This is a genomic window from Nitratireductor sp. (genome assembly GCF_017794765.1).
GTDB lineage: Bacteria > Pseudomonadota > Alphaproteobacteria > Rhizobiales > Rhizobiaceae > Nitratireductor.
Genome location: NZ_CP051236.1, coordinates 627,676 through 652,988, shown reverse-complemented (window position 1 = coordinate 652,988; position 25,313 = coordinate 627,676). Strand labels below are relative to the sequence as shown.

The window sequence follows — 25,313 nt, the reverse complement described above, 5'->3', positions numbered from 1 at the left end:
TTCAGCCTCCCAGGAGTGTGCGCGGAACCAGTGCATAAAAATCCGCTTTATGGCGGATTCCGCCGGCGACCTCTCCGGCAGCGAATCCGCTGCCGATGAAAAGATCGGCGCGTGCCTGCCCTGTAATCGCCGAACCCGTATCCTGGGCGATCATCAGGCGGCGGAGCTGCCCCCCATCCACTGCACGAAGATCCGGCGCGTCGATGAAAAAGGGTGTGCCAAATGTGTGAAGGAGCCGATCAACCGCAATCGAGCGCCCGGGTGTCAGTTGAACCTTTGCGGCGGCGACGGGCCCCAATTCGCTATCGCCTACCTGTGTCTCCCGAAAGAAGATGAATGAGCGATTCTGCCACAGAATTTCGTCGATACGGTCGGGATTCTCCGAAAACCACGCCCTAATGCTTTGCATCGTCACCGCTTCCGGAGAGAGTTCACCGAGTTCGATGAGCACCTTTCCCGCGCCTGTGAAATAGTGACCGGACTTGGCGGCATAGGTGACACGCATTACCGATCCATCCTGGAGACGCAGTCGCGCTGCGCCCTGGACGTGGATGAAATAGGCATCGACCCTGTCGTCCAACCAGACAAGCTCCAACCCGCGGCCCGTCAAGGCACCGCGATCGATTGCGCCCCGATCATGGTATGCAACCAGACCGCTGTCCGTCTCTCTGGCAAAGGCGAAATAGGGATCCAGATCACGAGGCCTGTTGCTGTCATCGACATCAACCAGATCGCGCGGACGCCGATAGAGGGGGACATGGAAGCGTCCGGTTTTGACGCGCGAGGCCTCGACTTCCGGTTCGTAGTAACCGGTTACGAAACCCGGGCCTCCATCCTCCGACCTGATGCGACAGGGAATGAAGTGATCTTCAAAGAAGGCGCGCGCTGCCCGCTCATCGGCATCCGGGGCATCCGACATGGCACGCGCTGCCGTGTACGCAGGGGCAAAGGCGGAAAGGACAATACCGAGAGAGCCCGAACGATATGGCTTTGTCTCGACATGGGCCGCCGAGCGGGCAAAGGCGTGAAAGGCGTCGAGTACAGTGTCCTGCTGCCATCCCGGCACATCTTCGAACGAGAGGCGTTCAAAGCCTGGCGAAAGCGCCGCAAAGGGTGCGGCCGTACACGACGCTTCGCCTGGCAAGGATCAATCCTCGGCTTCGGTGGCGACGAGCTTCCAGTTGGGATCGCGGGAACGCGTATCACGCGCGAAAGTCCAGACGTCCTTGACCTCAGCCACCGTCTCCGGATCGCCGTCGATCACCTCGCCGGCGCTGTCGCGCGTGGCAGAGATGAGTTCGCTGACAATGCGCAAGGTAACGTGTGCCTCGGAGCCCTTCATCTCGGCTGCGATGATGGTCATGTCATCAATGCCGACAAATGAGGATTCAATCTTCTCGTTGCGCTTCTCGCGTTCGTCGATGGCAGAAACAAAACCCTCGTAGACCTCACGGGAAAGCAGGTTCTTCAACGTACGACGATCACCATCTGCAAAAGCCATGACAATCATCTCATAGGCCATCTTTGCGCCCTCAACGAAGCTTTTGGGGGCAAAGGACGGGTCGGCATCCCGTATGGCGCGCATTCCCCTGTTCAGTTCGGTGCCGGGCTTGGCAACCCTGTCGATATCGGCATAGGTCTGGTCAGGTTCCGCAGCGCCTTTACGCCGCGGTAGAGAAACCACGTTTTCGCCGTCGGCGGCCTGTTCTTTCCGGGAAGCATTGCGTCCAGCCGTGTAAGGATCGAACGGTGGACGCTCATTGCCCGTGCGCCGGCCCAGCACATTGCGCAACTGGAAAAAGATCACCACAGCGGCAATCAGGAAGAAAATCGTGCCGAAATCGAAGAATTCCATAACGTCCAGCCAAACGAGCCACTATGGTCCACAGCACCTGCCGGCTCGGGGCAGGCGCAGAGGCGACGGCATCCCGTCCCTACTGGAAATCATATAGAACGCAGAGAGCCATCATTCAAATTTCCGGTCAGAATACCTATGTTTTCTCAACTGGCCAGCATGGAACGGTCAGAATCGGCTGAAACACGCAACAAGGCTAACAGGTTCGTGCGCTTTTCCCTCGTCCCCTTCCTGCTTCTCGCCATACCGCTCGCAGAAATCGCGACCTTTGTCGTGGTCGGCAGCCAGATTGGTGTCTTTCCCACGCTCGGTCTCGTGGTCGTGACGGCCATTGCCGGCTCCATCCTGCTCCGGATTCAGGGATTTGGCGTTGTTCGCCGAATCCAGGAAACCATGAATGAGGGTGGTGTGCCCGGCCGGGATCTTGTCCATGGCATGATGATCATGGTTGCCGGGGTGCTGCTGTTGACCCCGGGCTTCGTCACCGACACGCTGGGTTTCCTGCTCTTTGTCCCGGCGATCCGCGAGGCGGGCTGGTCATTCCTGCGCAACCGCATCGTGATCCTTGGCGATCCGGCACCGCATGGTACGGGACCCACCTCGGCCTATCGGCCTGACCGCGGCGCTCAGACAATCGATCTCTCAGAGGACGATTACAGCCATACGGGAAACCACGAATCACCATGGCGCAAACCCGATCAGGACTAGTTTCCGGACCTGGCGCCGCCTTGTCATGCGCCAATGCCCATGCTAGCGAGCAGGCAAATTCAAAAAAGGGGAGCCGCGGCGGCTGCCGAACCACGCTTGAGGAATAGACGCATGGCGAAGAAACCAGAAGAAAAGACCGAAGCTGCCAAGGCAGGCAATGGCGCTCAGCCCTCTCTCAATGTGCTGACTCAGTATGTGAAGGATCTTTCCTTCGAAAGCCCTGGCGCTCCGCAGTCGCTGCGTGGCCGTTCCGAGGCACCGGCGATCAACATCAATGTCAATGTCAATGCCAACCCGCTCGGCGACACGGACTATGACGTGGTGCTGACGCTTAATGCCAAGGCCGAGGCAGAAGGCAAAGTCCTGTTCAATGTCGAGCTGATCTATGGCGGTGTCTTCCGGGTTGCCGGGTTCCCCCAGGAACACATGCTTCCGGTTCTCTTCATCGAATGCCCGCGTCTGCTGTTCCCGTTTGCCCGTCAGGTCATCGCGGATACGACGCGTGCAGGTGGCTTCCCGCCGCTGATGATCGATCCGATCGATTTTGCCCGCATGTTCCAGCAGCGTGTTGCCGAGGAACAGGCGAAGGGGCAGGTTCAGGTTTCCTGAACCAGCCATTTCCAGGTTTTCAGACGGGGCGGTGCTTTCGGGCGCTGCCCCGTTTCATTTTAAAATCAAGCACTGTGGTTAAAATCAAACACTCTGGGCAACGCCCGATGCCGGGCGCATTGAGACAGAGCAGTTCAGGTGCGCAAAGCGTGCCACAGGGATTTTTCACCGAGCTTCTCGATCAGCGCTTCATGCGCCGCCCGCTCGGCTTCGCTAATCCTGGGGGGTAAGGGTACAGGCCTTGCTGAAACTCTCACCGAGCCATGGTTCGCATCCTGCCCCGCATCATCGCCACCGGACGAGACTTCAAGTCCGAGTGCGGCCTGCTTTCCGCCGATAAGTTCGATATACACCTCGGCGAGAAGCTCGGCGTCGAGCAGAGCTCCGTGCTTGGTACGGTGGCTGTTGTCGATCCCGTAGCGGCGGCAGAGCGCATCAAGCGAGTTCGGACCCATCGGATGTTTGCGCCGTGCGATCGCCAGTGTATCAACGACCAGAGCGGGATCCACCGGCGGCACACCAAGCCGGTCGAACTCGGCATTAATGAAGCCGATGTCGAAATTTGCGTTGTGCGCGACGAGCTTTGCGCCATCGATGAATTCGAGAAACTCATCGAGAATCGCTCCAAACACCGGTTTGTCAGCCAGATCCGCGTCGGAAATGCCGTGTACCGCCTGCGCTTCAGGATGAACCGAGCGGCCCTGAGCATTGATGAAATGATGGAGTGAGCGGCCCGTCGGAAACCGGTTATCCAGTTCGACACAGCCAAGCTCGATCACCCGGTCCTCATTGGGATCAAGACCCGTGGTTTCCGTATCAAAAACGATTTCGCGCATTCCCACACTCCGAAGGTCGGACCAAATCAACATGCGCACCCGCTGCGGTAGACGCAAGGTTGCCGTCAGGTTGCATCCTAATCCGCTGGGGAAAGTTCACTTATCACGGCTTTCACAGCCTGACGCGCCGGTTCCATGCCCTCGCCCGTGTCGATAATGAAATCCGCGCGTCTGCGTTTTTCCGCGTCAGGCACCTGTCGTGCGAGAATCGCCGCGAACTTCTCTTCCGTCATGCCAGGACGAGAAAGGACACGTCTGCGCTGCTCTTCCTCAGGGGCGGTTACCACGACGATGCGGTCGACACGATCTTCCCCGCCAGTCTCGAAAAGAAGCGGTATATCGAGCACGACGAGGGGTGTGGCATTCTCCCGGTGACCGGCGACGAAATCATCGGCATCCTGACGTACAAGGGGATGGACGATCTCTTCCAGAGCTTTGAAGGCTTCCGGCTTGCCCATCACCGCTTCGGCAAGGCGGGCCCGGTCGACCGTGCCCTCGATCACGGTTCCGGGAAAGCGCGCCTCGATCAGCGGCGCGGCGACGCCAGTGTATAGACGATGAACCGCCGCATCGGCATCGTGAACCGGGATACCCTCGTCCATGAACATCCTGCCCGTGGTCGATTTTCCCATGCCAATGGAGCCGGTCAGGCCGAGAACGATTGTCATGCCGAATCTCCACCTGCAAGCACATGCGACCGCAGCGCATCCGTCACGTCTGGCCGGACACCGAACCAGCGCTCGAAACCAGGCACGGCCTGATGCAACAACATGCCGAGACCATCGACCGCTTTCAGCCCACGCTGCTCAGCAGCAGCCAAAAGGTCAGTCTTTAGCGGGGCATAAACGATATCGCTGACAATCGCGCCCTCCGGCAGAGGGACGAGCGAAATATCCAGCGGTGGCTGACCGGTCATACCGAGCGAGCTGGTATTGACCACGAGGTCCGCTCTGCCAAGAAGCGCAGGTATTTCCGCCCAGTTGTGAGCGCTGACGCTTTTGCCGAAGCGGGTCGCGAGTTCCTGTGCGCGGGCAAGTGTGCGATTGACGATGCAGATCTTCTTGTAGCCGGCTTTATGAATGGCATGGACGATGGCACGTGCCGCACCACCCGCGCCGAGCACGACTGCCGTTTGGCCATCAGCCCAGCCCGGTGCGCTGGCGCTCAAATGTGCGGCAAAGCCATAAGCGTCCGTGTTTCCACCAATCAGTTTGCCGGATTCAAACCAGAGCGTGTTGACCGCACCGATCATCTCCGCTGCCTCATCGCGGCCATCAACCGCCGAGAAGGCCGCTTCCTTGTGGGGCAGGGTGACATTGCCCCCAGCATACCCGGTCGCTCGCAAATCATCGAGAAATCCACGGAAATCAAGTGGCGCAACGTCAAGCCTTTCATAGCTGCCGTCGATGCCGTGCTGTTCAAGCCAGAATCCGTGAATGAGTGGCGAACGCGAGTGGGCGATCGGATGACCGCAAACAAAAGCGCGGATCTCAGCCATCAATGGCTCCCAGGCTGCGAAGCTCGGCAAGCAAAGGCAAAAGCGGAAGGCCGACGATGGTGAACGTGTCGCCCTCAATCTTCTCGAAAAGCTGAATCCCTTCGCCCTCGATCTGATAAGCGCCGACGCTTGCGAGCGCCTTTTCTCCCACATTGGAGAGGTGTCTGCCGACAAAGCCGGGATCGAGGTCACGCATGGTGAGGCGGGCAACGCCCACATGCCGCCAGATCACCTCGCCATCGCGTGCAATGACCACAGCACTGTTGAGCTGATGCGTACGACCGGAAAGCTTCAGAAGGTGGCGGCGCGCGCCCTCCATATCAGCCGGCTTATGAAACACCTCATCGCCCAGCGAAAGCGTCTGATCGGCACCAATCACCAAAGCGCCCGGCTCTCGTTCGGAAACGTCGATGGCCTTGGCTTCAGCGAGAATTTGCGCGACGGTTTCGGGGTCAGAACCACTGCCCTCCAGGGCCTTTTCCACGGCGCGCTCGTCGATCTGCGAGCGCTCCACGCGGAACGTCACTCCGGCATCGCGCAGCATTTTCTGGCGAAAGACACTGCCAGACGCAAGAATGATGTCGGGGTTGTCGGTCATGTCGTCACCCTCTGTTCTCCTTCGACTTCGCATACAATGCGAGAATTGCTGCGGCGGTTTCCTCGATCGAGCGGCGGGTTACGTCAATTACCGGCCAGCCATGGCGCGCGCAGAGCTGGCGGGCATAGGCGATCTCTCGGGAAATGGTCAGGCGATCGGTATAGGGGTTGAAGGCGTTTTCATCCACCGACCCCAAAATCCGGTTCTGGCGGATTTGCGAAATGCGTTCCGCCGAGGCGACCAGTCCCACGATCAAGGGCCTTTGCGCACTGGAAAGCTGCTCCGGAAGCTTCATGTCCAGAACGATGGGTACGTTCGCGGTCTTAACACCCCTGTTGGCCAGGTAGATGCTGGTCGGCGTTTTTGAAGTGCGGGAAATGCCCACGAGTATGACATCGGCTTCCTCCACATCGAGCGGGAGCTGTCCATCATCATGGTCCATCGTGAAATTCAGCGCTTCTATGCGGTGAAAATACTGGGCATCGAGCACGTGCTGAGCACCCATACGCCTTCCTGCCGGCGTTCCGAGATAAGACTGGAAGACCATCAAAACGGGTTCGAGCACCGACACGCAGGGCAGGCCCAGGGCAGCACAGCTCTCGTCGACCTGGCGGGCGAGTTTCTGGTCCACCACCGTATAGAGCACGATGCCGGGTTCACGTTCCACCTCATCAAGTACACGGGCAAGCTGTTTCTCGTTTCGAATCAGCGGATAGATGTGCTCGATCGCCCGCGCGTCCTTGTATTGAGCGGCCGCGGCGCGTCCGGCAGCGAGCAGAGTCTCACCGGTCGCATCAGAAATCATGTGAAGATGGAAGAAGCGCTGTGGCTGTTGCACGGATTTTTGCCCCGCCATGTGGATGCCTGTTGATAACGCGGGCCCGAAAGAATGGCGAGGCCGCACCCTTTGATAACTCCACCTGTTCTTCCACAGATCAGCCCTATGTGAATTGCGATCGTCCCATGTGGAGAACAATCGACAATTCCCGAAGCGTCCTTCATTGTCCACTGCGGCAGAATAAATGAAGTCCTGTCATCCTGTTGAATCTGCGCGTTGAATCCGCATTATCCCCGATCTTCTGAAGATGTGCGTTTCCTCGGGGCGCGGCAATAAGACCGGGATGATGATGCGCAAAACCGTGGACAGATTTGAATCCACATTACAAACAGAGTCTAAGAATCAAAAGAATCATCAAATCAGTAGTTATCTTTTGAATCCTGACTGTGGAGCAGCCTGATGGGGCACCGGAAAATCCTTGATGTCCTTAGAGGCGAAACGGTGTTTCCGCCTCCCGTCTGGATGATGCGCCAGGCAGGACGGTATCTGCCAGAATACCGGGAAATCCGTAAGCAGGCGGGTAGCTTTCTCGATCTCTGCTACAATCCCGACCTGGCGGTGGAAGTGACATTGCAGCCAATCCGCCGTTTCGGCTTTGATGCGTCCATCCTCTTCTCCGATATTCTTGTTGTGCCTCACGCCCTCGGACGCGATCTGCGCTTTGAAGAGGGCAGAGGACCCATCCTGACGCCGATCGATGTGGACGGCATCGGAAAACTTGAAGCATCGGGTTTTCACGATCATCTGGCGCCGGTCTACGAAACGGTGCGGCGGCTCAGGAAGGAACTTCCCGAAGAGACGACACTACTTGGTTTTTGCGGGGCGCCATGGACAGTGGCGACTTACATGATTGCCGGACACGGCACGCCAGACCAGGCTCCGGCGCGTATGTTTGCTCTGGAACAGCCTGAAGCCTTCTCCGCGTTGATCGACTGCCTTGCGGACTGCTCCGCCGATTATCTCATCCGGCAGATTGATGCTGGCGCGGACGCCGTGCAGATCTTCGATTCCTGGGCGGGTGTTCTTGACGAACTTTCCTTTGAGCAATGGTGCGTCAGACCAGTCGCGCGGATGGTGGCAAAGGTGCGGGAGAAGCACCCCGATACACCGATCATCGGCTTTCCGAAGGGCGCAGGTGCGCTTTATGCGGGCTATCGCCGGGAAACGGGCGTGACGGCGCTTGGTCTCGACTGGACGGTTCCGCTGGGCACAGCGCGCCGCCTGCAGGCCGAGGGCGCGGTTCAGGGCAATCTGGACCCCCTGAGGCTGATTGCCGGCGGGAAGGCTCTCCATGAGGGCGTGGACGCTATTGTGGATGCGCTGCGGCATGGCCCGTTCATTTTCAACCTGGGACATGGCATCACGCCGAAAACTCCGGTTGAGCATGTGGAAGCGATGCTGAAACGCGTTCGGGAGACCGAGTGATGGCTGAAAGCGACACGGGCGGCAGAAAAGCCGCAGGCAGGGCCTTTGCGGCACTGGCGATCTTCGGTGGTCTCACGGCGCTTCTGTTCATCTACAACCCGTCCGGATTCTACCTCTGGGCCAAAGCCATTCATGTGATCGCGGTGATCGCCTGGATGGCGGGCATGCTCTACCTGCCGCGTCTCTTCGTCTATCACGCGGATGCGGAGCCGGGCTCGGAGAAGTCCGAGACCTTCAAGGTTATGGAAAGACGTCTCTTACGGTTGATCATAAACCCGGCAATGATGGTCACCTGGGTGTTCGGACTGTGGCTTGCCTGGAGCGGCTTTGGATTTTCCGGCGGATGGCTGCATGGAAAGATCGCACTGGTGGTCGCCATGTCGGGCGTCCATGGCTACTTCTCGGCCGCTGTCCGGCGCTTTGCGGCAGATCAGAACACCAAGCCGGCGCGTCATTGGCGTATAATGAACGAAGTGCCGACGCTTCTGATGATCGTCATCGTTATCCTTGTTATCGTCAAACCCTTCTGATACGGGTTTCGGGACTGCCTTTTAAAGGGATCGCCAAAGCTGTCTTGCCCTTTGGTTGCGACAGCGGTAAGAGTCGGTTCCTTCCTCTTTGTCCGGTTTCACCCATATCTTCCTTTTTGAGTGAAGCCGGCAGGCCTCAAATACGCCTACCCAATCTCCATCTTCCCTTTGCCCTTCCAGAGTCCGCACATGCAGGAAATGAAACTTCAAGAGCTGAAAAGCAAATCGCCCACCGATCTCATCGCGTTCGCAGAATCGCTTGAGGTCGAGAACGCCAGCATCATGCGCAAGCAGGAGCTGATGTTCGCGATCTTAAAGAAGCTCTCCACCCAGGATATCGAGATCATCGGTGAGGGTGTTGTCGAAGTGTTGCAGGACGGTTTCGGTTTCCTCCGCTCGGCGACAGCAAACTATCTGCCTGGCCCTGACGATATTTATATCTCTCCCTCGCAGATCCGCCGCTTCTCACTGAAAACCGGTGATACGGTGGAAGGGCCGATCCGTAGCCCCAAGGAAGGTGAGCGTTATTTCGCCCTTCTCAAGGTTAACACGATCAATTTCGAGGATCCGGAGAAGATCCGTCACAAGATCCATTTCGATAACCTGACGCCGCTCTATCCCGACGAGCGGCTGAATATGGAAATCGAAGACCCAACGAAGAAAGACCTGTCAGCGCGTGTCATCGACCTGGTGGCACCGCTCGGAAAAGGCCAGCGCGGCCTGATCGTCGCGCCGCCGCGTACGGGTAAGACAGTTCTTCTTCAGAACATCGCGCATTCCATCACATCCAATCACCCGGAATGCTTTCTGATCGTGCTTTTGATTGACGAACGTCCGGAAGAAGTGACGGATATGCAGCGCTCGGTGAATGGTGAGGTGATTTCCTCGACATTCGACGAGCCGGCTTCTCGCCACGTGCAGGTCGCCGAGATGGTCATCGAGAAGGCTAAACGTCTTGTGGAACACGGCCGCGACGTGGTCATTCTGCTCGATTCGATCACGCGTCTGGGCCGAGCTTACAACACGGTCGTGCCGTCTTCCGGCAAGGTTCTGACAGGCGGTGTTGACGCCAATGCCCTGCAGCGTCCCAAGCGCTTCTTTGGTGCCGCGCGCAACATCGAAGAAGGTGGATCGCTGACGATTATCGCAACCGCGCTTATCGATACGGGCAGCCGTATGGATGAAGTGATCTTCGAGGAATTCAAGGGAACGGGCAACTCGGAAATCGTGCTCGACCGCAAGGTTGCCGATAAACGCATCTTCCCGGCGATCGACATTCTCAAGTCCGGCACGCGCAAGGAAGACCTGCTCATTGCCCGTCAAGATCTGCAGAAGATCTTCGTTCTGCGCCGTATTCTCGCACCGATGGGCACGACCGACGCCATTGAGTTCCTCAATGACAAACTGAAGCAGACCAAGACGAACTCGGAATTCTTCGATTCCATGAACACCTGATCGGTTTGCGGTTTTTCAACGCTTCTCACGAAACTGAAGGCGGCGCTTATGTGCCGCCTTTATCATTTGTTCACCAAGAAGTTTTCGGCTGGTTGGCTCGGCGCAGGGCGGCCTCCAGCTCCTCAGACGATTGAAATGGTGGCAGACAGATTTGCCCGATGCAGAGATAGGCCGCTCTCTTATCAGCATTGATGCTCATTCCGTCCGGCAGGTTTTGAGGGCGGCCATCGGTGATCACAATATCGAATCGCGATGGATCCAGATTTCGATTCGCTACCGGAACGAAAAAGCGATGACGGTCGGGTTCGACCATAAGAAGCTTTTTGGACATCTCAACCAGTGCCACGGCGTAGACAATGCCCGCCTGGCCATAGGCTTGCCCCACTGCCCGGCCCAGAGCGGCCTCCGCCACGTCTGAAACATGCGTGTTCAGCGTCTCGTGGGAAAGCATCGAGAGCGCCAGAAGGGCCTCAACAATCTGGCTCGTGGCGGATGGTACGGCTTCATCGACATCTCCGCGTATCCGCATGGGCAGATCCGCCGCATCGCTTGCCGTGAGATAGTAGCCTGTTCCGCTGTCGTCCAGGTACCAGGCACGGAGGTTGTCCGCCCAATCCCTGGCCTGATCCAGATAGGCCTGCTCTGCGGTTGATTGAAAAAGCGACGCTGCGGCGGAAATCATGCAGGCGTAATCACTTGAGAGGCCTGGGAAAACCCCTCTTCCATCGCGGAAGCTGTGCGGTAGACGTCCGTCTTTCATCGATTCGCATACGAAACGAAAAGCCTGTCGTGCTGCGTTCAACCAGTCTGGGCGCTCGAGCAGGCGTGCCGCCTCTGCAAGTGCACCGATCGCGAGACCGTTCCAGTCGACAAGCACCTTGTCGTCGCGGTCGGGCTGATCACGCCTCTGTCTGGCAGAGAGGAGCTCATCCAGCATGGACCGCAAGTGCGTTTCCCGCGGTTCGCCGAGATATCGAGGGTGGCCGCGGCGGTGAAGGATCGGATCCCCCTCCCAATGCTCAGGTCTGGCCAGAGAGAAGGTCTCGAAGAAGGAGCCTGCCTGATTGCCCAGTACGTCCGCGATCTGTCCCTTCGTCCAAAGATAGGTTGTTCCTTCAACGCCACCCGTATCGGCATCAAGACTGGAGGCGAAGGCGCCACCCCCCACCCGCATATCACGCAGTAGCCAGCTGACGGTCTCTTCGATTCGGATACGGAACAACTGATCTGCTGTGTCGCTGTAAACCCAGCACAACAAACGCAGGAGCTGGGCATTGTCGTACAGCATTTTCTCGAAGTGAGGGACAAGCCATCTGTCATCAGTCGAGTAGCGTGCAAGCCCACCGCCGACATGGTCATAGATCCCGCCAGCGAGCATCGCAGCGAGACTTTCGGTGACGGCGGATCTATGATCAGCGGTACCGCTCAGCCAAAGCGTGCGCATGAACGGGGCATTGGGAAACTTGGGCGCTCCGCGCAACCCGCCGAGATCCTTGTCGATCATCGAATAGATCCTGGTGGAGAGGGACTCAAGCGTAGCGCGCGGCGAAACTGGATTTCCCCGATCGGATGCAAGCTGCGCTTTGACGTGTGCGCTGAGTGCGCCGGCGCTCTTAGAAAGCTCGCTTCGCCTGTTCTGCCAGGCTTCATGTACAGCTTCGAGGATTTGCGGAAAACCGGGTCGACCGTATCGTTGTTCCGGAGGAAAGTATGTACCTCCCCAGAAGGGTTTGGCTTCGGAATCGAGAAACATCGTCAACGGCCAGCCGCCTTGCTCTCCCATCGCGGAAAGCGAAGCCATGTATATCTGGTCAATCTCCGGCCGCTCTTCCCGATCGACCTTGATATTGACGAAATAACGGTTCATCACCTCCGCGATCCGAGGATCCTCAAACGACTCATGCGCCATCACATGGCACCAGTGACAGGCCGCGTAGCCAACCGAAAGCAGGATGGGCTTGCCGGCTTCCCTTGCCTCCTCCAGGGCATCTGCTGTCCAGGGCCTCCAGTGAACAGGATTATCCTTGTGCTGAAGGAGATACGGACTTGTCTCTTCAGCCAGAAGGTTTTTTGCGGGCAGCGACATGGCGGCTCCTTGCACATCCGACGGTTATGGAAAATATCTAACCCCGACTTCGGCGCCACGGTAGGGCGCTTTCCACGCGAGAGCAAACAACATGAGAGAAACCATATTCGCACTCTCCAGCGGCGCGCTGCCATCGGGCGTTGCCGTCGTGCGATTGTCGGGGCCAGATACTGCTGATGCGCTTGTATCGCTGGCAGGTGAATTGCCTCAGCCGCGTCGCGCGACGCTGAAAGAACTGAGAGATCAGGACGGCGTGGTTCTGGACAAGTCTCTTGTTCTTTTCTTTCCCGGACCGGAGAGCTTTACCGGCGAGGATTGCGGCGAACTGCATCTTCACGGCGGGCGTGCAGTTGTCAGGGCTGTGCTGGAGACGCTTTCCCGGCGAAAATACTTTCGACTGGCGGAAGCGGGTGAATTCACGCGGCGCGCATTTCTGAACGGGAAGTTCGATCTCACGGAGGCGGAAGCGCTCTCTGATCTGATTGCCGCAGAGACAGAGACACAGCGGCGTTTCGCGCTGTCGAATTCTGAGGACCGCCATAAGAGGCTCTACGATGAATGGCGCAAAATCCTTATTCAGACCCGCGCAATGATCGAGGCGGAGCTCGACTTCGCGGATGAGGAAGATGTGCCGGGCTCGGTTGGCGATCGGGTGTGGCAGGGAGTGGAGCGCCTGCGGGTTTCACTTAAACATCATGCGGCCGGCTATCGTACTGCCGAAATCATCAGGGAAGGGTTTCGGGTGGTGATCCTCGGCGCGCCAAACGCGGGAAAATCGAGCCTCCTGAACACCCTTGCGCGCCGTGATATCGCCATCGTGACGGAGGAACCAGGCACCACCCGCGACGTCCTTGAAGCGATTCTGGATGTCGATGGCATCAAGGTGATCCTCACCGACACCGCCGGAATCCGAGAGAACCCAGGCCGTGTTGAAGCATTGGGAATAGACCGTGCCATCGACCGCGCGCGCCAGGCCGATCTCCTTCTTCTTCTTGAAGATTGCAGCAACCCTGTCAGCATAGATATTCCTCATGACGTACCGTATCTGAGAATCGGTAATAAGGTTGATCTTGCTGGCGGTGTTCCCAAAAGTACGCTCTACGACCTGCTGATCTCTGCCCGTACCGGGGAGGGGATTGACAGTCTTCTGAACAAACTGCGCTCGATTGCAGAGACAGCCACAACCGGCGCTACCGAGACGCTTCCTTTTCGGGAGCGACACGTTCAACTGATCCTGGAAGCAGCCGAGCATGTTGAGCGGGCCGCCACGCAATACAACCTGCCACTTGAGATCCGCGCTGAGGAACTGAGACTAGCAGCTGATGCCCTTGGGCGCATTACAGGCACAATTGACGTGGAAGATCTTCTCGACACAATTTTCTCGCAGTTTTGCATAGGCAAGTGACTCACGTGAAACACTTGGAACCGAATCCCGATCGATGACTCACGTGAAACACGCGCAAGCGGGCCACAGCGTGACTCACGTGAAACATCCACTGGCGTGCTTTGGCTTTACGCAACAATGTTTCACGTGAAACGGATACGCTTCGCAAATGACTTGACTGCTTTTGCAGAAAAGGACATGTCTGGCCCTCCTCATTCCCGCGAAATTCCGGGCTTCGCCCGGTCTTCACGATGCCCCGCACCGCCGTTGGAACCGGACAATGACGAACAGCAGTTATGATGTAATTGTTATCGGAGGCGGACACGCCGGAACCGAAGCGGCGTCTGCCGCAGCGCGCTCTGGCGCCAGAACCGCCCTCGTAACACTTCGCTTCGAGACGATCGGCGCGATGTCCTGCAACCCCGCTATCGGCGGGCTTGGCAAAGGTCATCTCGTGCGGGAGGTGGACGCGCTCGACGGTGTTATGGGGCGTGCGGCTGATGAAGCGGGAATTCAGTTTCGACTGCTCAATCGCCGTAAGGGTCCCGCTGTGCGCGGTCCGCGCACGCAGGCGGACCGGAAGCTTTATCGAAATGCTGTTCAGAAAGTGATCAGGGCAACTCCCAATCTCGAAGTGATCGAAGGGGAAGCGCTGGAGCTGCAGATCAGCGCTGGCCGGATAAGCGGGCTGATAGTGTCCGGAGAGCGCCAACTGACCTGTGGGTCCGTGGTTCTCACGACAGGAACTTTCCTGCGTGGTCTCATTCACATCGGGGACAAGACTTTTCCTGCGGGGCGGATGAATGAACAGGCGGCAGAACGTCTCTCGATTTCCATGGAAGCGGCGGGCTTTCGTTTGGGCCGCCTGAAAACCGGTACACCACCGCGGCTTGATGGGCGGACGATCGATTGGGCCTCGCTGGATATGCAACCGGCGGACGATGATCCGACGCCGTTTTCCCTGCTTACGGATCAGATCACCAATCGGCAGATCGAATGCGGCATTACGCGCACAACAGGCGAGACACATTCGGTGATCCGCGCGCATCTGCATCGTTCTGCGATGTACTCCGGTGCGATTGATGGCATCGGGCCCCGCTATTGCCCCTCAATTGAAGACAAGATTGTTAAATTTGGAGACCGGGAGGGGCATCAGATATTCCTGGAGCCGGAGGGGCTCGACGACCATACCGTGTATCCCAACGGTATCTCCACCTCGCTGCCGGAGGATGCACAGCTCGCTCTTTTGAAAACGATCCCGGGGCTGGAGCGTGCGGTTATGCTGCAACCAGGCTACGCGATCGAATATGACCATGTGGATCCGCGCGATCTTGAACCCACGCTCGAGACGCGTCGTGTGCGCGGTCTTTTCCTGGCGGGACAGATTAACGGCACGACGGGGTATGAGGAGGCTGCGGCGCAGGGGATACTAGCAGGCCTCAACGCCGCCCTCTCTGCATCAGATGCGGAGATGATCACGCTTGGGCGCGCCGATGCCTATATTGGGGTTCTGATTGACGATCTGGTAACCCGCGGGGTGAGCGAACCCTATCGCATGTTCACATCGCGGGCGGAATTCCGCCTTTCTCTGCGGGCTGATAATGCAGATACCCGCCTGACGCCACTAGCAATTCGGCTCGGTATTGCTTCCGGGGAGCGGACGAAGAGATTCGAGGCGCTGGAGGGCGCTTTGTCCACGACGCGCGAACTTCTCAAAAGCCGAGATATAAGTCCCAACGAAGCTGAGCGCCACAGCATCAATCTCAACAAAGACGGCGTTCGTCGCTCGGCTTATGAGCTTTTATCCTACCCCGACATGAATATGAGCCGGCTTAGTTGTATATGGCCCGAATTCTCAGGCATTTCAACGGATCTCGCGGAACGTATTGAAACGGAAGCGCGGTATGCGGTCTATCTGGAACGGCAGGGCGCCGACGCAGCCATGTTACGTCGTGAGGAGGCACGCTTGATTCCGCCGGAGCTGATGTTTGATTCAATTGCAGGACTATCCAACGAACTCAAACAGAAGCTCAGGGAGCGGCGGCCAAGAAGCATTGCCGATGCTCAAAGGATCGATGGCATGACCCCGGCAGCGCTGGCGCTGATAATTGCCAGCTTGCGACAGCTTGAGAGCAGGCGGGGCGCTGCCTGATGGAATCAGCGCGATTTTCGCGGCTGCTGGAGGTTTCCGGGCCGGTTTCACGTGAAACATATGATAGGCTGGTCGCGTTTGAAGACGTTTTCCGACGTTGGTCAAGGCGAATCAATCTGGCTGCTCCGTCAACCCTGAATGATCTTTGGGAGCGGCATATTCTGGATAGTGCGCAGCTGCTTCGTCTCGCACCTGAAGCACTGCGGTGGCTGGATGTGGGTTCGGGCGGCGGTTTCCCGGGGGCAGTGATGGCCATTCTGCTGGCCGAGAAACCCGGCGCGGAGGTTCATCTTGTTGAAAGCAACCGAAAAAAGGCCGCGTTTCTGATCTCTGCTCTCAATGAGGTGGGCGTTTCCCCCCGCGTTCATGCAAAGAGGATTGAGGATTGCCATGAGCTTGTCCCGACACCGCAGATCATCACAGCAAGGGCGCTTGCATCGTTGCCGCTGCTTATCGAGCTGACGGAACCCTGGCTAAGAAGTGGAGCAAGAGCGCTCTTTCACAAAGGCCGGGATTACCGGCGGGAAGTCGAAGAAAGCGGTAACACGTGGCGATTCGATCTGGTAGAACATGAGGATAAGGTTGATGCGGCAGCCATCATTCTTGAGGTGAGTAACCCGGTTCGGCGATAGCCGGCTTTGCCGCAGGACCTTTCAGTAGGATCAGATCGGGGTAGCAGCAGCGATGAACAGCGGCACGCGAATCATCACAGTCGCAAACCAGAAGGGCGGGGTCGGCAAGACGACAACGGCCATCAATCTCGCTACGGCGCTGGCTGCCATCGGCGAGAATGTTCTCGTGGTTGATCTTGATCCGCAGGGTAACGCCAGTACGGGTCTGGGTATCGACCGTCAAAAACGGCTGGTGTCATCTTACGACGTCCTGACAGGCAATGCGGGCATTCTTGAAGCCGCCATGGAAACCGCGGTTCCGGGTCTCTCGATTGTTGCGTCCACTCTCGATCTTCTTGGCATCGAAATGGAAATATCCAGCGCTCCAGATCGTGTCCTGAAGTTGCGCAACGCCCTCAGTGCCGACGGCATCCCCTATTCCTATGTTCTGGTTGACTGCCCGCCGTCGCTGAACCTTCTCACGTTGAACGCCATGGCTGCGGCGGATTCAATCCTGGTGCCGCTGCAGTGTGAGTTCTTTGCGCTGGAGGGATTGAGTCAGTTGCTGGAAACTGTCGAGCAGGTGCGTGGATCGATCAATCCGCATCTTGGTATTCAGGGCATTGTCCTTACCATGTTTGACCGACGCAACAATCTTGCCAACCAGGTGGTGGAGGATGTGCGCGCGCATATGGGCGATACGGTTTATGACACGATAATCCCGCGCAACGTGCGAGTTTCCGAAGCGCCATCCTATGGCAAGCCGGCGATTCTTTACGATCTGAAGTGCTCGGGCAGCCAGGCTTATCTGCAGCTTGCGTCCGAAGTGATTCGCCGGGAGCGTCGGCTGCGCGCAGCATGAGCTGGAAGCGCAGGCGCTCGCAGGAAAACTGAGTTTTGTGGTTGATGGTGTTGTGACATGAACGAAGATCCTTCACGCAAGCGCCTGGGGCGCGGTCTGGCCGCGTTGATCGGCGAGATGGACAAGCCGGAAGCCGAGCAGAAAGAGGCGGTTCGGGCCGACCGCTCTGTTCCGATCGAATTCATTTCTCCCAATCCGCGCAACCCGCGCCGGCAATTTGCCGAGAGCGATTTGAGCGACCTGGCACAGTCAATCCGCGAACACGGTATCGTGCAGCCGGTCGTCGTGCGCTCCGGAGATGCGCCAGGCCGCTTCGAGATCATCGCCGGCGAACGCCGCTGGCGCGCCGCGCAACGCGCCGGTTTGACGGAAATCCCGGTGATTGTGCGGGAAGTGGACGACAAGGCGGCGCTGGAGCTGGCCATCATCGAGAATGTTCAGCGCGCGGACCTCAACCCGTTGGAAGAGGCGCGGGGTTATCAGCAGCTTATCGATGAGCACAATTACACGCAGGCCGATCTGGGGCAGGTCATCGGCAAGAGCCGCAGTCACGTCGCCAACACGTTGCGTCTCCTGAAGCTTCCGGATGCGATTGGTGATCTTATTGTCGACGGGTCACTGTCGGCAGGTCATGCGCGCACACTGGTGACGGCCGAAGATCCTGTCGCTCTTGCTCAGCGTATTGTCGAGGACGGGCTTTCCGTTCGCCAGGCGGAAGCGCTGGCCGCCGCGCCGCACGGTGAGGAAAAGGCGCCACGGGCACCCAAGAAAGACAAGGACGCGGATACGCTGGCGCTCCAGAAACTTTTGAGCGATCGCACCGGACTCAAAGTGGTGATCAACCACAAGGAGCGTGGAGGCGAGATGCGGATTGCCTATCGCTCGCTCGAGCAGTTGGATGAGTTGTGCCGGCTTCTTCAGCAATAAAACCGCGGGGTATCCCGCTGTCTGGCAGAAACACCTGACGGCCGCATAAAGGCGAAGAACGAGACAGGTCGAAGGGCGTTTCCAAGAAGCGCTGAACAACTCCGAAGGTCTGATGAAAGGAACCAGGCCTTTTTCCCTGAGGCTGGCTCCCGACAACGCCAGGAAGCAACTCGGGGAGAAACTTTCGTTTTCGATCAGCACTTTACATGGTTATCAACGCGTTAACGACGGGCGCGCGCGCCTTCCACGGTCAGGGCCAGCAGCGCCTGCCGGGCGATTGAGCCGGCGAGTGCCGGCTTCTGTCGCGTGCGCAGGATCGTCGCCTGCAGCCTTTCAGCCGCGTTTTGCAATGCGATGCTATTCCACCGGCTGAGCGCATTCTCGACGGTTTTGCGTCGTGAAAAGAATATCGGAGGTCGGGCTCCGGCCACGGCAGCACTCGCACTCACACCTTTGCTGTCCATTGCCTGTCGCATGATCTGCAATGCATGTATTTGGCGAAGTGTTGCCGAGAGCACCAGAAAAGGTGGATTGCCAGCGGCCAGAAAGCGCTGGAAGGCAATGTCAAACGCCTGAAAGCGGCCGGAAATGACCGCGTCGACCGCCTCATCCGCACTCAGTCCTGCCACATCACCGATGAGGAGCCGGATATCTTCCGGGTTTACCTCGTTGGCCCCGGCACAGTAGAGGGTCAGCTTTTCCAGCTCACCGCGGGTCGCCAGACGATCGCCGCCGAGGTTGGCTTTCAATAGCTGGCGTGCCTCCAGTGAAATTTTGAGTCCCGCACTGCCGAGGGTTTCGTCAATCACGGCGTCGATACCGCGCCCGTCGTCGGCATAACAGGGCAACGCCATGGCGCCTGCGCCCCGTTCCACGGCAGAACGTAAAGAAGAACCTTTGCGCAGATCGCCTGCTTCGACGAGAATGAAACAATCCGCTGGCGGCTCTGCGATGAGAGTGGTGAGGTCGCTGACCAGAGCCTTCTGATTGCCTGCACCTTTCACCCAGATCAGACGCCGATCGGAGAACATCGGCACTGTTTGCGCTTCATCGGCCAGCCGTCCGGGCTGCTGCTCTACTTCGCTTGCCTCCATACGCACTACAGTGAAGGGATCATCCAAAGGCAGGCCTGTCCCCATGGCGAAGCGTTTGGCGCGTTCGCTGACGAGACCGCGATCCGGTCCGTATATCAGGATAATCCGGTAAGCCTGCTCCGGCCTGGTCAGCCAGCGGTCAACTTCATGCGCTTTCTTCTGTGCCATGTCGGCTGGATACCACAGCAGACCGCCGAGGGCATCAGTGAAAAAAGAGTGTCTGTCAGCACGTTGAGTGTGGTTGAACACGGGGCTCTCTTCTCTTCTGCGGAGGGCGTGGTGGATGCTTTACCCAGCCTGCGGATCGGTTGGAGGTGAACGACCGGGACGCTTCAAACCTTGCTCAGTTCATATGCATATGAAACTTTCTGATGCGGGTTGCGATCCACGAGAGATTACTGATCTTCGAGCTGATATCGCAACTTCAGCAGGCATATGCTTTCTGAAGTGCGGATTCCTGGTTTTATGCATGTGACCGGGCTTTTGAAGATATTTGCATATGCATTCTTTTTCGGTTAGACCGTTCTGGGCCGCCGGTGACGTTCCGCAGCGGTCTCGAACGTTTTTGGGAGGAGACCTATGAGTCAGTCCATTATGAGCGAATTTGCGGACCAGTTGCTGTCTGGCAAAGTCGAGGTTGTCGACCTTTCGGCGGTGTTGGGGCCCAACACGCCACTTCTCAAGCTTCCACCAGAGCTTGCCGTGGACACGCCCAAGATCGAGATCCACAAGATTTCCGCTTACGACGATAATGGTCCCTGGTGGGCCTGGAACTGGCTCAAGCTTGGCGAACACTCCGGCACGCATTTCGATGCGCCGATCCACTGGATTACCGGGCGCGATCATCCAGATGGTTCCACCGATACGATTGATCCAAAGAATTTCGTTGCTCCGGTCAATGTCATCGACTGTTCGAAGGAAACCGCGGAGAATCCCGATTTCCTTCTGACCGTGGATCACATCAAGGCCTGGGAGGCCGAACATGGTGAAATTCAGAAGGGCGAGTGGGTCGTGTTGCGTAGCGACTGGTACAAACGCAATGGCTCAGAAGAAAGCTTTCTGAACGCTGATGAAACCGGCCCGCATTCACCGGGGCCAACACCCGAAGCGATTACCTATCTGCTTGACAAGGGGATCATCGGCTGGGGCAGCGAAACGATCGGAACCGATGCCGGGCAGGCCGGTGGGATGGAGCCTCCATTCCCCGCGCACAACCTCTTGCACAAGGCCAATCGTTACGGACTTGCCAGCCTTGCCAATCTCGACAAATTGCCGCCGAAGGGAGCGATTCTCATCGCGGCACCGCTTAAAATTGAGCATGGTACGGGAAGTCCCTGCCGCGTTCTGGCGCTCGTGGCGCGAAACTAGGTTCGCTCCTTCATGCTGAACCCCGACAGAAGGACCAAGGGTAGCTGCCTCAATCCGCTGCCCGCTTCTCCAAAGGTCCTTCGGTCTGGGCGATCTGGGCGATCTGGACGATCTGGGCGGCTTATCCCGTTTCTGTGTGATGGCAGGTGGGCTGGCATCTCACGTTGCCTGTTGGCGGAGAAGCTTTGATGGACGAACGCTTGGATAGCAGGAACTCGAGAATTGAAACGCTGGGCCAGATGGGGCTCCAGCAATTTGCGCCCTATCTGATGAATCGTATCATGGGGCGCTACAACGCGACCCTGCGGCAGGACCTGCGCCGGCAGGGGCTCACGGTGCCGCAGGTGCGTGCGCTTGCAGTTCTGGCAGTCGGAGACGGCATGTCGATCAACGAGCTCTCTGTCTACACGGTGATCGAGCAATCGACCATGAGCCGCACGCTCGACGCGCTGGAGGCGCAGGGTCTTGTCCGGCGCGAGGCCTGTCAGGATGATAGCCGTACCCGCCACATCTTCCTTACAGACAAGGGGCGGGAGGAATTCAATCGGGCGTGGCCGGCCATGCACGACGCTTTTGCCGAGATGTTCAGGGATATTGACGATGCGGAGTACGCAGCGTTCGTCGCAACGCTACAGAAAATCCTCGGCAACATCAGAAAGCATAACTTTTAGCGAGCTTGACTGCGGTGCGAAACCGCGGCGCCAGCGACGGGAGACTGGATTATGGCTGAACGTTCGTTTGTGAAAGAGGTCCAGAAGCTCAGGCTCGGGGCCGGTGAAACCTTTCACGGCGAAGGGATCCTCGCCATCACCAAGGCGCTTTTGCAATGCGGTGTGGGCTATGTCGGCGGCTATCAGGGCGCGCCGATCAGCCATCTTATGGACGTTCTTGCTGATGCCCAGGACATTCTCGGTGAACTCGGCGTCCATTTCGAGGCCAGTGCCTCGGAAGCCACCGCAACCGCCATGCTGGCGGCTTCCGTCCATTATCCCATTCGCGGCGCCTGCACGTTCAAGTCGGCGGTTGGTCTCAATGTGGCGTCCGACGCCCTTGCCAATCTTGCTTCAGGCGGTGTGACGGGTGGTGCACTCATCATCGTCGGCGAGGATTATGGCGAAGGTTCCTCCATCATGCAGGAGCGCAGCCATCCCTTCGCCATGAAGAGCCAGGTCTGGCTCCTCGATCCACGACCCAATCTGCCTTCCATCGTCAAGGCGGTGGAAGACGGGTTCGAGCTGTCGGAGGTTTCGAACACTCCGGTCATGCTGATGGTGCGCATCCGAAGCTGCCACGTGACCGGAAGTTTTGAGACGAAAGACAACAAGCGCCCGGAGATGACGGTGGCTGATGCGCTGGAAAACCCGCGTCGCGACACCAACCGCATCGTGCTGCCGCCCGCTTCCTTCCTGCATGAGAAGGAGAAGGTGGAAAAGCGCATGCCGGCTGCGGTGGATTTCATCCGCTCGCGCCAGATCAACGAATTTTTCGGGCCAGAGCGGGGCAAGGCCGGCATCATCCTTCAGGGTGGCATGTACAACAGCGTCATCCGGGCGCTTCAGCGCATCGGCCTTGCCGATGTCTATGGTGAGACCGATGTGCCGCTCTATGTGCTCAACGCGGTCTATCCGCTCATCGATGACGAGGTGATCGACTTCTGCGAGGACAAGGAATCTGTCCTGATCGTGGAGGAAGGGCAGCCCAACTATCTGGAGCAGGCGATCGCCTCGATGATGCACAAGAAGGGTGTCGACACGCGCATTCTCGGCAAGGATATTCTGCCCATGGCGGGTGAATATACCGGCCAGGTCATGCTCGACGGCATCAGCGCCTATCTGCGTGCCAATGCGCCGGAGCTTCTGGCGGCCCAGGTGCTGGCCCCCAATGCACCAGGCGAAAACACGCTGGCAGCAGATCTCGCCAAAGTAGTGCCGGGCCGGCCGCCGGGCTTCTGCACCGGATGCCCCGAGCGGCCAATCTTCGCTGCCACCAAGCTGATCGAACAGGAGCTCGGGCCACACCACATTTCATCGGATATCGGTTGCCACCTGTTCTCGATTATGCCGCCTTTCGAGCTGGGCGCGACCACCATGGGTTATGGTCTCGGACCGGCGTCTGCATCCGCATTCAATTCGCCAGACGCCAAACGCCGCTCGATCTCCTTCGTTGGCGATGGCGGCTTCTGGCACAACGGCCTGACCTCCTCGATCGGCAATGCGGTCTTCAACGAGAATGACGGTGTCATTGTCGTGGTCGATAATTTCTATTCGGCGGCGACCGGCGGGCAGGACATTCTCTCCTCTCGTGCCGACAATCCCACCAAGTCCACGAAACATCCGATCACCGATGCGGTGAAGGGGATGGGCGTGAAATGGGTCCGGCACATCGACCGCACCTATGACGTGACGAAGGTGCGCGCGGCGCTGCGTGAGGCGCTGACGACCAAGGAGAAGGGGCCGAAGGTGATCGTGGCCTCTTCCGAATGCATGCTCAACCGCCAGCGCCGCGAAAAGCCCCTGACCGCCAAGGCGATCTCCGGCGGCGAGCGGGTGGTGAAACCGCGTTTCGGTGTCGATGAGGATGTCTGTACGGGCGATCACGCCTGCATGCGCCTTTCAGGCTGTCCGTCGCTCTCCGTCAAGAAGCTGGACGATCCGCTGCGGGACGACCCGGTGGCCTCAATCGACCACACCTGTGTAGGGTGCGGTAATTGCGGCGAGGTGGCGGACGCGGCGGTTCTGTGCCCGTCCTTCTATCGCGCGGATGTGGTTCACAATCCGGGCTGGTGGGACCGTTTTACCGACAGGGTGCGCCGTGGGGTGACAGGCTTCCTGCAATCCCGTCGTGAAAAGCGGCGCCTGACATTCGCCGACGCTTGAGGGATCGATCATGGCCAAGCGTATGAAAGCAAAAGAAGACCAGAAAATCATCAAGCTCGCCATTCTCGCCGTGGGCGGACAGGGCGGTGGTGTTCTCACCAACTGGATCACCGATGTGGCAGAGCGCAATGGCTATCTCGCTCAGGCGACCTCCGTTGCGGGCGTGGCGCAGCGCACGGGTGCGACGATCTACTATGTGGAAATGTGCCCTGATACGGGACGCCGTCCGGTTTTCTCCCTGGCCCCTGCGCAGGGCGATATCGACATTCTGATTGCGGCGGAGCTCATGGAGGCGGGGCGTGCGGTGATGCGCGGTTTCGTGACGCCCGACCGCACGACGCTGATTGCTTCTGCGCACCGCATTGCCGCCGTTTCGGAAAAGGTCGAGCCAGGCGACGGGCGGGCGGATTCGCCCACCGTTCACCGAAACGCGCGCGAGGCGGCGAGCCGCTACATCTGCTTCGATATGGAAAAGGTGGCCGTGGAAGCCGGCTCCGTCATTTCATCGAGCCTGTTCGGGGCGCTGGCCGGTTCCGGTGCCCTGCCATTTCCGCGCGAAAGCTACGAGAAGACCATCGAGGCGTCCGGGCGCGGGGTGAAAGCCAGCCTTGCCGCATTCGGCAGGGCATACGATCTCACCGTGTCCGGTGCGCGTGTGGAAGAAGGCCGCCCGGATGCTGCACCGGCTTCAAAGCAGATCACTGTGGACGGACCGCAGAGGCTTGTGGCGCGCTGGAACGCGCTGGCCGCCCGTGCAGAGGCCTATCCCGAACCTGTGAGGAGCATGGCGCTTGCCGGGTTGCGCAAGGTGGTCGACTATCAGGACCTGGCTTATGGCGCGGAGTATCTCGACCGGCTGGACAAGGCACTGGCAGCGGACAGTGCGGAAAAGAGTTATGCGTTGGGAGAAGCGGCGGCAAAGCATGTGGCAAACGCCATGTGCTATGACGACATTCTACGCGTTGCCGATCTCAAAACGCGAACTGCACGCGCTGAACGCATCCGCACGGAAATGAAGGTCGGTGAAGCCAATGTGCTCCAGGTGACCGAGTTCTTTCACCCGCGCGTGGAAGAATTCTGTGGCACGCTGCCGGCGAGGCTTGGCCGCTTCATCGAAAACCGGCCGGGCCTTGCCCACTGGGTCGACCGTCGCATCAATCGCGGCCGGCGCATCCGCACCGACAGCCTGTTTGGCTTTGGTGCGCTCTGGCTGATCGGAACGCTGCGGCCATGGCGCCGGTCGCTGCTGCGTCACCAGGTGGAAGAAGCGCATCTGGAGCGATGGTACGCGCTGGCGCTCGACACGGCACAGCGCGACTATGCGCTGGCGGTTGAGATTCTCAATTGTCGCCGGCTCATCAAGGGTTACAGCGACACGCATGTGCGCGCGCATTCCAAATTCGACCGCGTGCTCTCCGGTCTGCCCCTGCTGGAGGGCCGCGACGATGCGGCAGATTGGTTGCGGCGGCTGCGCGAAGCCGCCCTCAAGGACGAGAAGGGCGAGTTGCTCGATGGGGCGCTCAAGACAGTGGAGACACTGAAGGCGGCCTGATTTTCCCTGGCGGAGGGGGCCCGGGCCATGCCGGAAACGGTGTGGCCCT

At 58.6% G+C, this 25,313-nt stretch carries 23 protein-coding genes; 14 read left to right on the top strand and 9 right to left on the bottom strand.

All coding sequences use genetic code 11. The features are described from left to right. Position 1 precedes the first annotated feature (1 nt). Entirely contained in the window at positions 2–1,144 is a 1,143-nt protein-coding gene (mltA, locus tag HF949_RS03160) for a murein transglycosylase A (protein WP_292898259.1), read from the bottom strand. Between the two features lie 3 nt (positions 1,145–1,147). Continuing rightward, the gene (locus HF949_RS03155) at positions 1,148–1,855 is read right to left on the bottom strand and encodes a Tim44/TimA family putative adaptor protein (RefSeq protein WP_292898258.1); all 708 of its coding nucleotides are present in this window, start codon (positions 1,853–1,855) and stop codon (positions 1,148–1,150) included. A 159-nt stretch (positions 1,856–2,014) separates the two neighbouring features. Between HF949_RS03155 and HF949_RS03150 the strand changes: the two genes are divergently transcribed. Both HF949_RS03150 and secB read left to right on the top strand, forming a co-directional pair. Then, positions 2,015–2,563, top strand: a complete 549-nt coding sequence (locus HF949_RS03150; RefSeq protein ID WP_366931276.1) for an FxsA family protein — start codon at positions 2,015–2,017, stop codon at positions 2,561–2,563. Positions 2,564–2,674: 111 nt separating this feature from the next. Continuing rightward, positions 2,675–3,172: a protein-export chaperone SecB gene (secB, locus tag HF949_RS03145; protein ID WP_229449443.1), complete on the top strand. Its 498-nt coding sequence runs from the start codon at positions 2,675–2,677 to the stop codon at positions 3,170–3,172. Between the two features lie 134 nt (positions 3,173–3,306). On the opposite strand, the gene dnaQ is transcribed toward secB, so the two are convergent. The 5 genes from dnaQ to HF949_RS03120 all read right to left on the bottom strand — a co-directional run bounded on the left by dnaQ (position 3,307) and on the right by HF949_RS03120 (position 6,942). Further along, entirely contained in the window at positions 3,307–4,008 is a 702-nt protein-coding gene (gene dnaQ / locus HF949_RS03140; RefSeq protein WP_292898257.1) for a DNA polymerase III subunit epsilon, read from the bottom strand. A 77-nt stretch (positions 4,009–4,085) separates the two neighbouring features. Continuing rightward, entirely contained in the window at positions 4,086–4,676 is a 591-nt protein-coding gene (gene coaE / locus HF949_RS03135) for a dephospho-CoA kinase (protein ID WP_292898256.1), read from the bottom strand. After that, positions 4,673–5,506, bottom strand: coding sequence for a shikimate dehydrogenase (locus tag HF949_RS03130; protein WP_292898255.1), 834 nt, complete (start codon positions 5,504–5,506; stop codon positions 4,673–4,675). The genes coaE and HF949_RS03130 overlap by 4 nt, the downstream gene beginning before the upstream one ends. Next, a complete protein-coding gene (locus HF949_RS03125) occupies positions 5,499–6,104 on the bottom strand; it encodes a Maf-like protein (protein ID WP_292898254.1) in 606 nt (201 codons plus the stop codon). The genes HF949_RS03130 and HF949_RS03125 overlap by 8 nt, the downstream gene beginning before the upstream one ends. A gap of 4 nt (positions 6,105–6,108) precedes the next feature. Beyond that, positions 6,109–6,942 carry a pyruvate, water dikinase regulatory protein gene (locus HF949_RS03120; protein ID WP_292898253.1) on the bottom strand — a complete coding sequence of 278 codons (834 nt, stop codon included), beginning with the start codon at positions 6,940–6,942 and terminating at the stop codon, positions 6,109–6,111. Positions 6,943–7,341: 399 nt separating this feature from the next. Between HF949_RS03120 and hemE the strand changes: the two genes are divergently transcribed. The 3 genes from hemE (at position 7,342) to rho (ending at position 10,352) form a co-directional block, all read left to right on the top strand. Continuing rightward, a complete protein-coding gene (gene hemE / locus HF949_RS03115; protein WP_292898252.1) occupies positions 7,342–8,367 on the top strand; it encodes a uroporphyrinogen decarboxylase in 1,026 nt (341 codons plus the stop codon). After that, on the top strand, positions 8,367–8,897 hold the full coding sequence (gene hemJ, locus HF949_RS03110) for a protoporphyrinogen oxidase HemJ (protein ID WP_292898251.1): 531 nt from the start codon (positions 8,367–8,369) through the stop codon (positions 8,895–8,897). The genes hemE and hemJ overlap by 1 nt, the downstream gene beginning before the upstream one ends. A gap of 189 nt (positions 8,898–9,086) precedes the next feature. Further along, positions 9,087–10,352, top strand: a complete 1,266-nt coding sequence (rho, locus tag HF949_RS03105) for a transcription termination factor Rho (RefSeq protein WP_113153616.1) — start codon at positions 9,087–9,089, stop codon at positions 10,350–10,352. Between the two features lie 70 nt (positions 10,353–10,422). Here rho and HF949_RS03100 read toward each other — a convergent pair whose 3' ends face one another. Further along, positions 10,423–12,438: a thioredoxin domain-containing protein gene (locus HF949_RS03100; RefSeq protein ID WP_292898250.1), complete on the bottom strand. Its 2,016-nt coding sequence runs from the start codon at positions 12,436–12,438 to the stop codon at positions 10,423–10,425. A gap of 91 nt (positions 12,439–12,529) precedes the next feature. Here HF949_RS03100 and mnmE point away from each other — a divergent pair, with 91 nt between their 5' ends. The 5 genes from mnmE (at position 12,530) to HF949_RS03075 (ending at position 18,374) form a co-directional block, all read left to right on the top strand. Then, on the top strand, positions 12,530–13,843 hold the full coding sequence (gene mnmE / locus HF949_RS03095) for a tRNA uridine-5-carboxymethylaminomethyl(34) synthesis GTPase MnmE (protein ID WP_292898249.1): 1,314 nt from the start codon (positions 12,530–12,532) through the stop codon (positions 13,841–13,843). A gap of 259 nt (positions 13,844–14,102) precedes the next feature. Further along, positions 14,103–15,974: a tRNA uridine-5-carboxymethylaminomethyl(34) synthesis enzyme MnmG gene (gene mnmG / locus HF949_RS03090; protein WP_292898248.1), complete on the top strand. Its 1,872-nt coding sequence runs from the start codon at positions 14,103–14,105 to the stop codon at positions 15,972–15,974. Further along, the gene (rsmG, locus tag HF949_RS03085; protein WP_292898247.1) at positions 15,974–16,606 is read left to right on the top strand and encodes a 16S rRNA (guanine(527)-N(7))-methyltransferase RsmG; all 633 of its coding nucleotides are present in this window, start codon (positions 15,974–15,976) and stop codon (positions 16,604–16,606) included. The genes mnmG and rsmG overlap by 1 nt, the downstream gene beginning before the upstream one ends. A 52-nt stretch (positions 16,607–16,658) precedes the next feature. After that, on the top strand, positions 16,659–17,447 hold the full coding sequence (locus tag HF949_RS03080; RefSeq protein ID WP_292898246.1) for a ParA family protein: 789 nt from the start codon (positions 16,659–16,661) through the stop codon (positions 17,445–17,447). Positions 17,448–17,504: 57 nt separating this feature from the next. Further along, positions 17,505–18,374 carry a ParB/RepB/Spo0J family partition protein gene (locus HF949_RS03075; protein WP_292898245.1) on the top strand — a complete coding sequence of 290 codons (870 nt, stop codon included), beginning with the start codon at positions 17,505–17,507 and terminating at the stop codon, positions 18,372–18,374. A 221-nt stretch (positions 18,375–18,595) separates the two neighbouring features. On the opposite strand, the gene holA is transcribed toward HF949_RS03075, so the two are convergent. Beyond that, a complete protein-coding gene (gene holA / locus HF949_RS03070) occupies positions 18,596–19,636 on the bottom strand; it encodes a DNA polymerase III subunit delta (RefSeq protein ID WP_292898244.1) in 1,041 nt (346 codons plus the stop codon). Between the two features lie 411 nt (positions 19,637–20,047). Between holA and HF949_RS03065 the strand changes: the two genes are divergently transcribed. From HF949_RS03065 to HF949_RS03050, 4 genes are all read left to right on the top strand, one after another. Then, positions 20,048–20,836 (top strand): cyclase family protein, encoded by a 789-nt coding sequence (locus HF949_RS03065; RefSeq protein ID WP_292898243.1) that lies wholly within the window; start codon positions 20,048–20,050, stop codon positions 20,834–20,836. 188 nt (positions 20,837–21,024) lie between these two features. Then, a complete protein-coding gene (locus HF949_RS03060; protein WP_292898242.1) occupies positions 21,025–21,507 on the top strand; it encodes a MarR family winged helix-turn-helix transcriptional regulator in 483 nt (160 codons plus the stop codon). A 51-nt stretch (positions 21,508–21,558) separates the two neighbouring features. Next, a complete protein-coding gene (locus HF949_RS03055; protein ID WP_292898241.1) occupies positions 21,559–23,712 on the top strand; it encodes an indolepyruvate ferredoxin oxidoreductase subunit alpha in 2,154 nt (717 codons plus the stop codon). A gap of 10 nt (positions 23,713–23,722) precedes the next feature. After that, positions 23,723–25,264 carry an indolepyruvate oxidoreductase subunit beta family protein gene (locus HF949_RS03050; RefSeq protein ID WP_292898240.1) on the top strand — a complete coding sequence of 514 codons (1,542 nt, stop codon included), beginning with the start codon at positions 23,723–23,725 and terminating at the stop codon, positions 25,262–25,264. Positions 25,265–25,313 lie beyond the last annotated feature (49 nt).

Excerpts from the sequence above, each read along its gene's own strand:
- secB (WP_229449443.1), top strand. The coding sequence starts at position 2,675 with ATGGCGAAGAAACCAGAAGAAAAGACCGAAGCTGCCAAGGCAGGCAAT.
- HF949_RS03155 (WP_292898258.1), bottom strand. The coding sequence starts at position 1,855 with ATGGAATTCTTCGATTTCGGCACGATTTTCTTCCTGATTGCCGCTGTG.
- HF949_RS03075 (WP_292898245.1), top strand. The coding sequence starts at position 17,505 with ATGAACGAAGATCCTTCACGCAAGCGCCTGGGGCGCGGTCTGGCCGCG.
- HF949_RS03080 (WP_292898246.1), top strand. The coding sequence starts at position 16,659 with ATGAACAGCGGCACGCGAATCATCACAGTCGCAAACCAGAAGGGCGGG.
- HF949_RS03150 (WP_366931276.1), top strand. The coding sequence starts at position 2,015 with ATGGAACGGTCAGAATCGGCTGAAACACGCAACAAGGCTAACAGGTTC.
- HF949_RS03100 (WP_292898250.1), bottom strand. The coding sequence starts at position 12,438 with ATGTCGCTGCCCGCAAAAAACCTTCTGGCTGAAGAGACAAGTCCGTAT.
- mnmG (WP_292898248.1), top strand. The coding sequence starts at position 14,103 with ATGACGAACAGCAGTTATGATGTAATTGTTATCGGAGGCGGACACGCC.
- dnaQ (WP_292898257.1), bottom strand. The coding sequence starts at position 4,008 with ATGCGCGAAATCGTTTTTGATACGGAAACCACGGGTCTTGATCCCAAT.
- hemJ (WP_292898251.1), top strand. The coding sequence starts at position 8,367 with ATGGCTGAAAGCGACACGGGCGGCAGAAAAGCCGCAGGCAGGGCCTTT.
- holA (WP_292898244.1), bottom strand. The coding sequence starts at position 19,636 with ATGGCACAGAAGAAAGCGCATGAAGTTGACCGCTGGCTGACCAGGCCG.
- HF949_RS03055 (WP_292898241.1), top strand. The coding sequence starts at position 21,559 with ATGGCTGAACGTTCGTTTGTGAAAGAGGTCCAGAAGCTCAGGCTCGGG.
- hemE (WP_292898252.1), top strand. The coding sequence starts at position 7,342 with ATGGGGCACCGGAAAATCCTTGATGTCCTTAGAGGCGAAACGGTGTTT.
- HF949_RS03125 (WP_292898254.1), bottom strand. The coding sequence starts at position 6,104 with ATGACCGACAACCCCGACATCATTCTTGCGTCTGGCAGTGTCTTTCGC.
- HF949_RS03060 (WP_292898242.1), top strand. The coding sequence starts at position 21,025 with ATGGACGAACGCTTGGATAGCAGGAACTCGAGAATTGAAACGCTGGGC.
- coaE (WP_292898256.1), bottom strand. The coding sequence starts at position 4,676 with ATGACAATCGTTCTCGGCCTGACCGGCTCCATTGGCATGGGAAAATCG.
- rho (WP_113153616.1), top strand. The coding sequence starts at position 9,087 with ATGCAGGAAATGAAACTTCAAGAGCTGAAAAGCAAATCGCCCACCGAT.
- HF949_RS03050 (WP_292898240.1), top strand. The coding sequence starts at position 23,723 with ATGGCCAAGCGTATGAAAGCAAAAGAAGACCAGAAAATCATCAAGCTC.
- HF949_RS03065 (WP_292898243.1), top strand. The coding sequence starts at position 20,048 with ATGAGTCAGTCCATTATGAGCGAATTTGCGGACCAGTTGCTGTCTGGC.
- mnmE (WP_292898249.1), top strand. The coding sequence starts at position 12,530 with ATGAGAGAAACCATATTCGCACTCTCCAGCGGCGCGCTGCCATCGGGC.
- rsmG (WP_292898247.1), top strand. The coding sequence starts at position 15,974 with ATGGAATCAGCGCGATTTTCGCGGCTGCTGGAGGTTTCCGGGCCGGTT.
- HF949_RS03130 (WP_292898255.1), bottom strand. The coding sequence starts at position 5,506 with ATGGCTGAGATCCGCGCTTTTGTTTGCGGTCATCCGATCGCCCACTCG.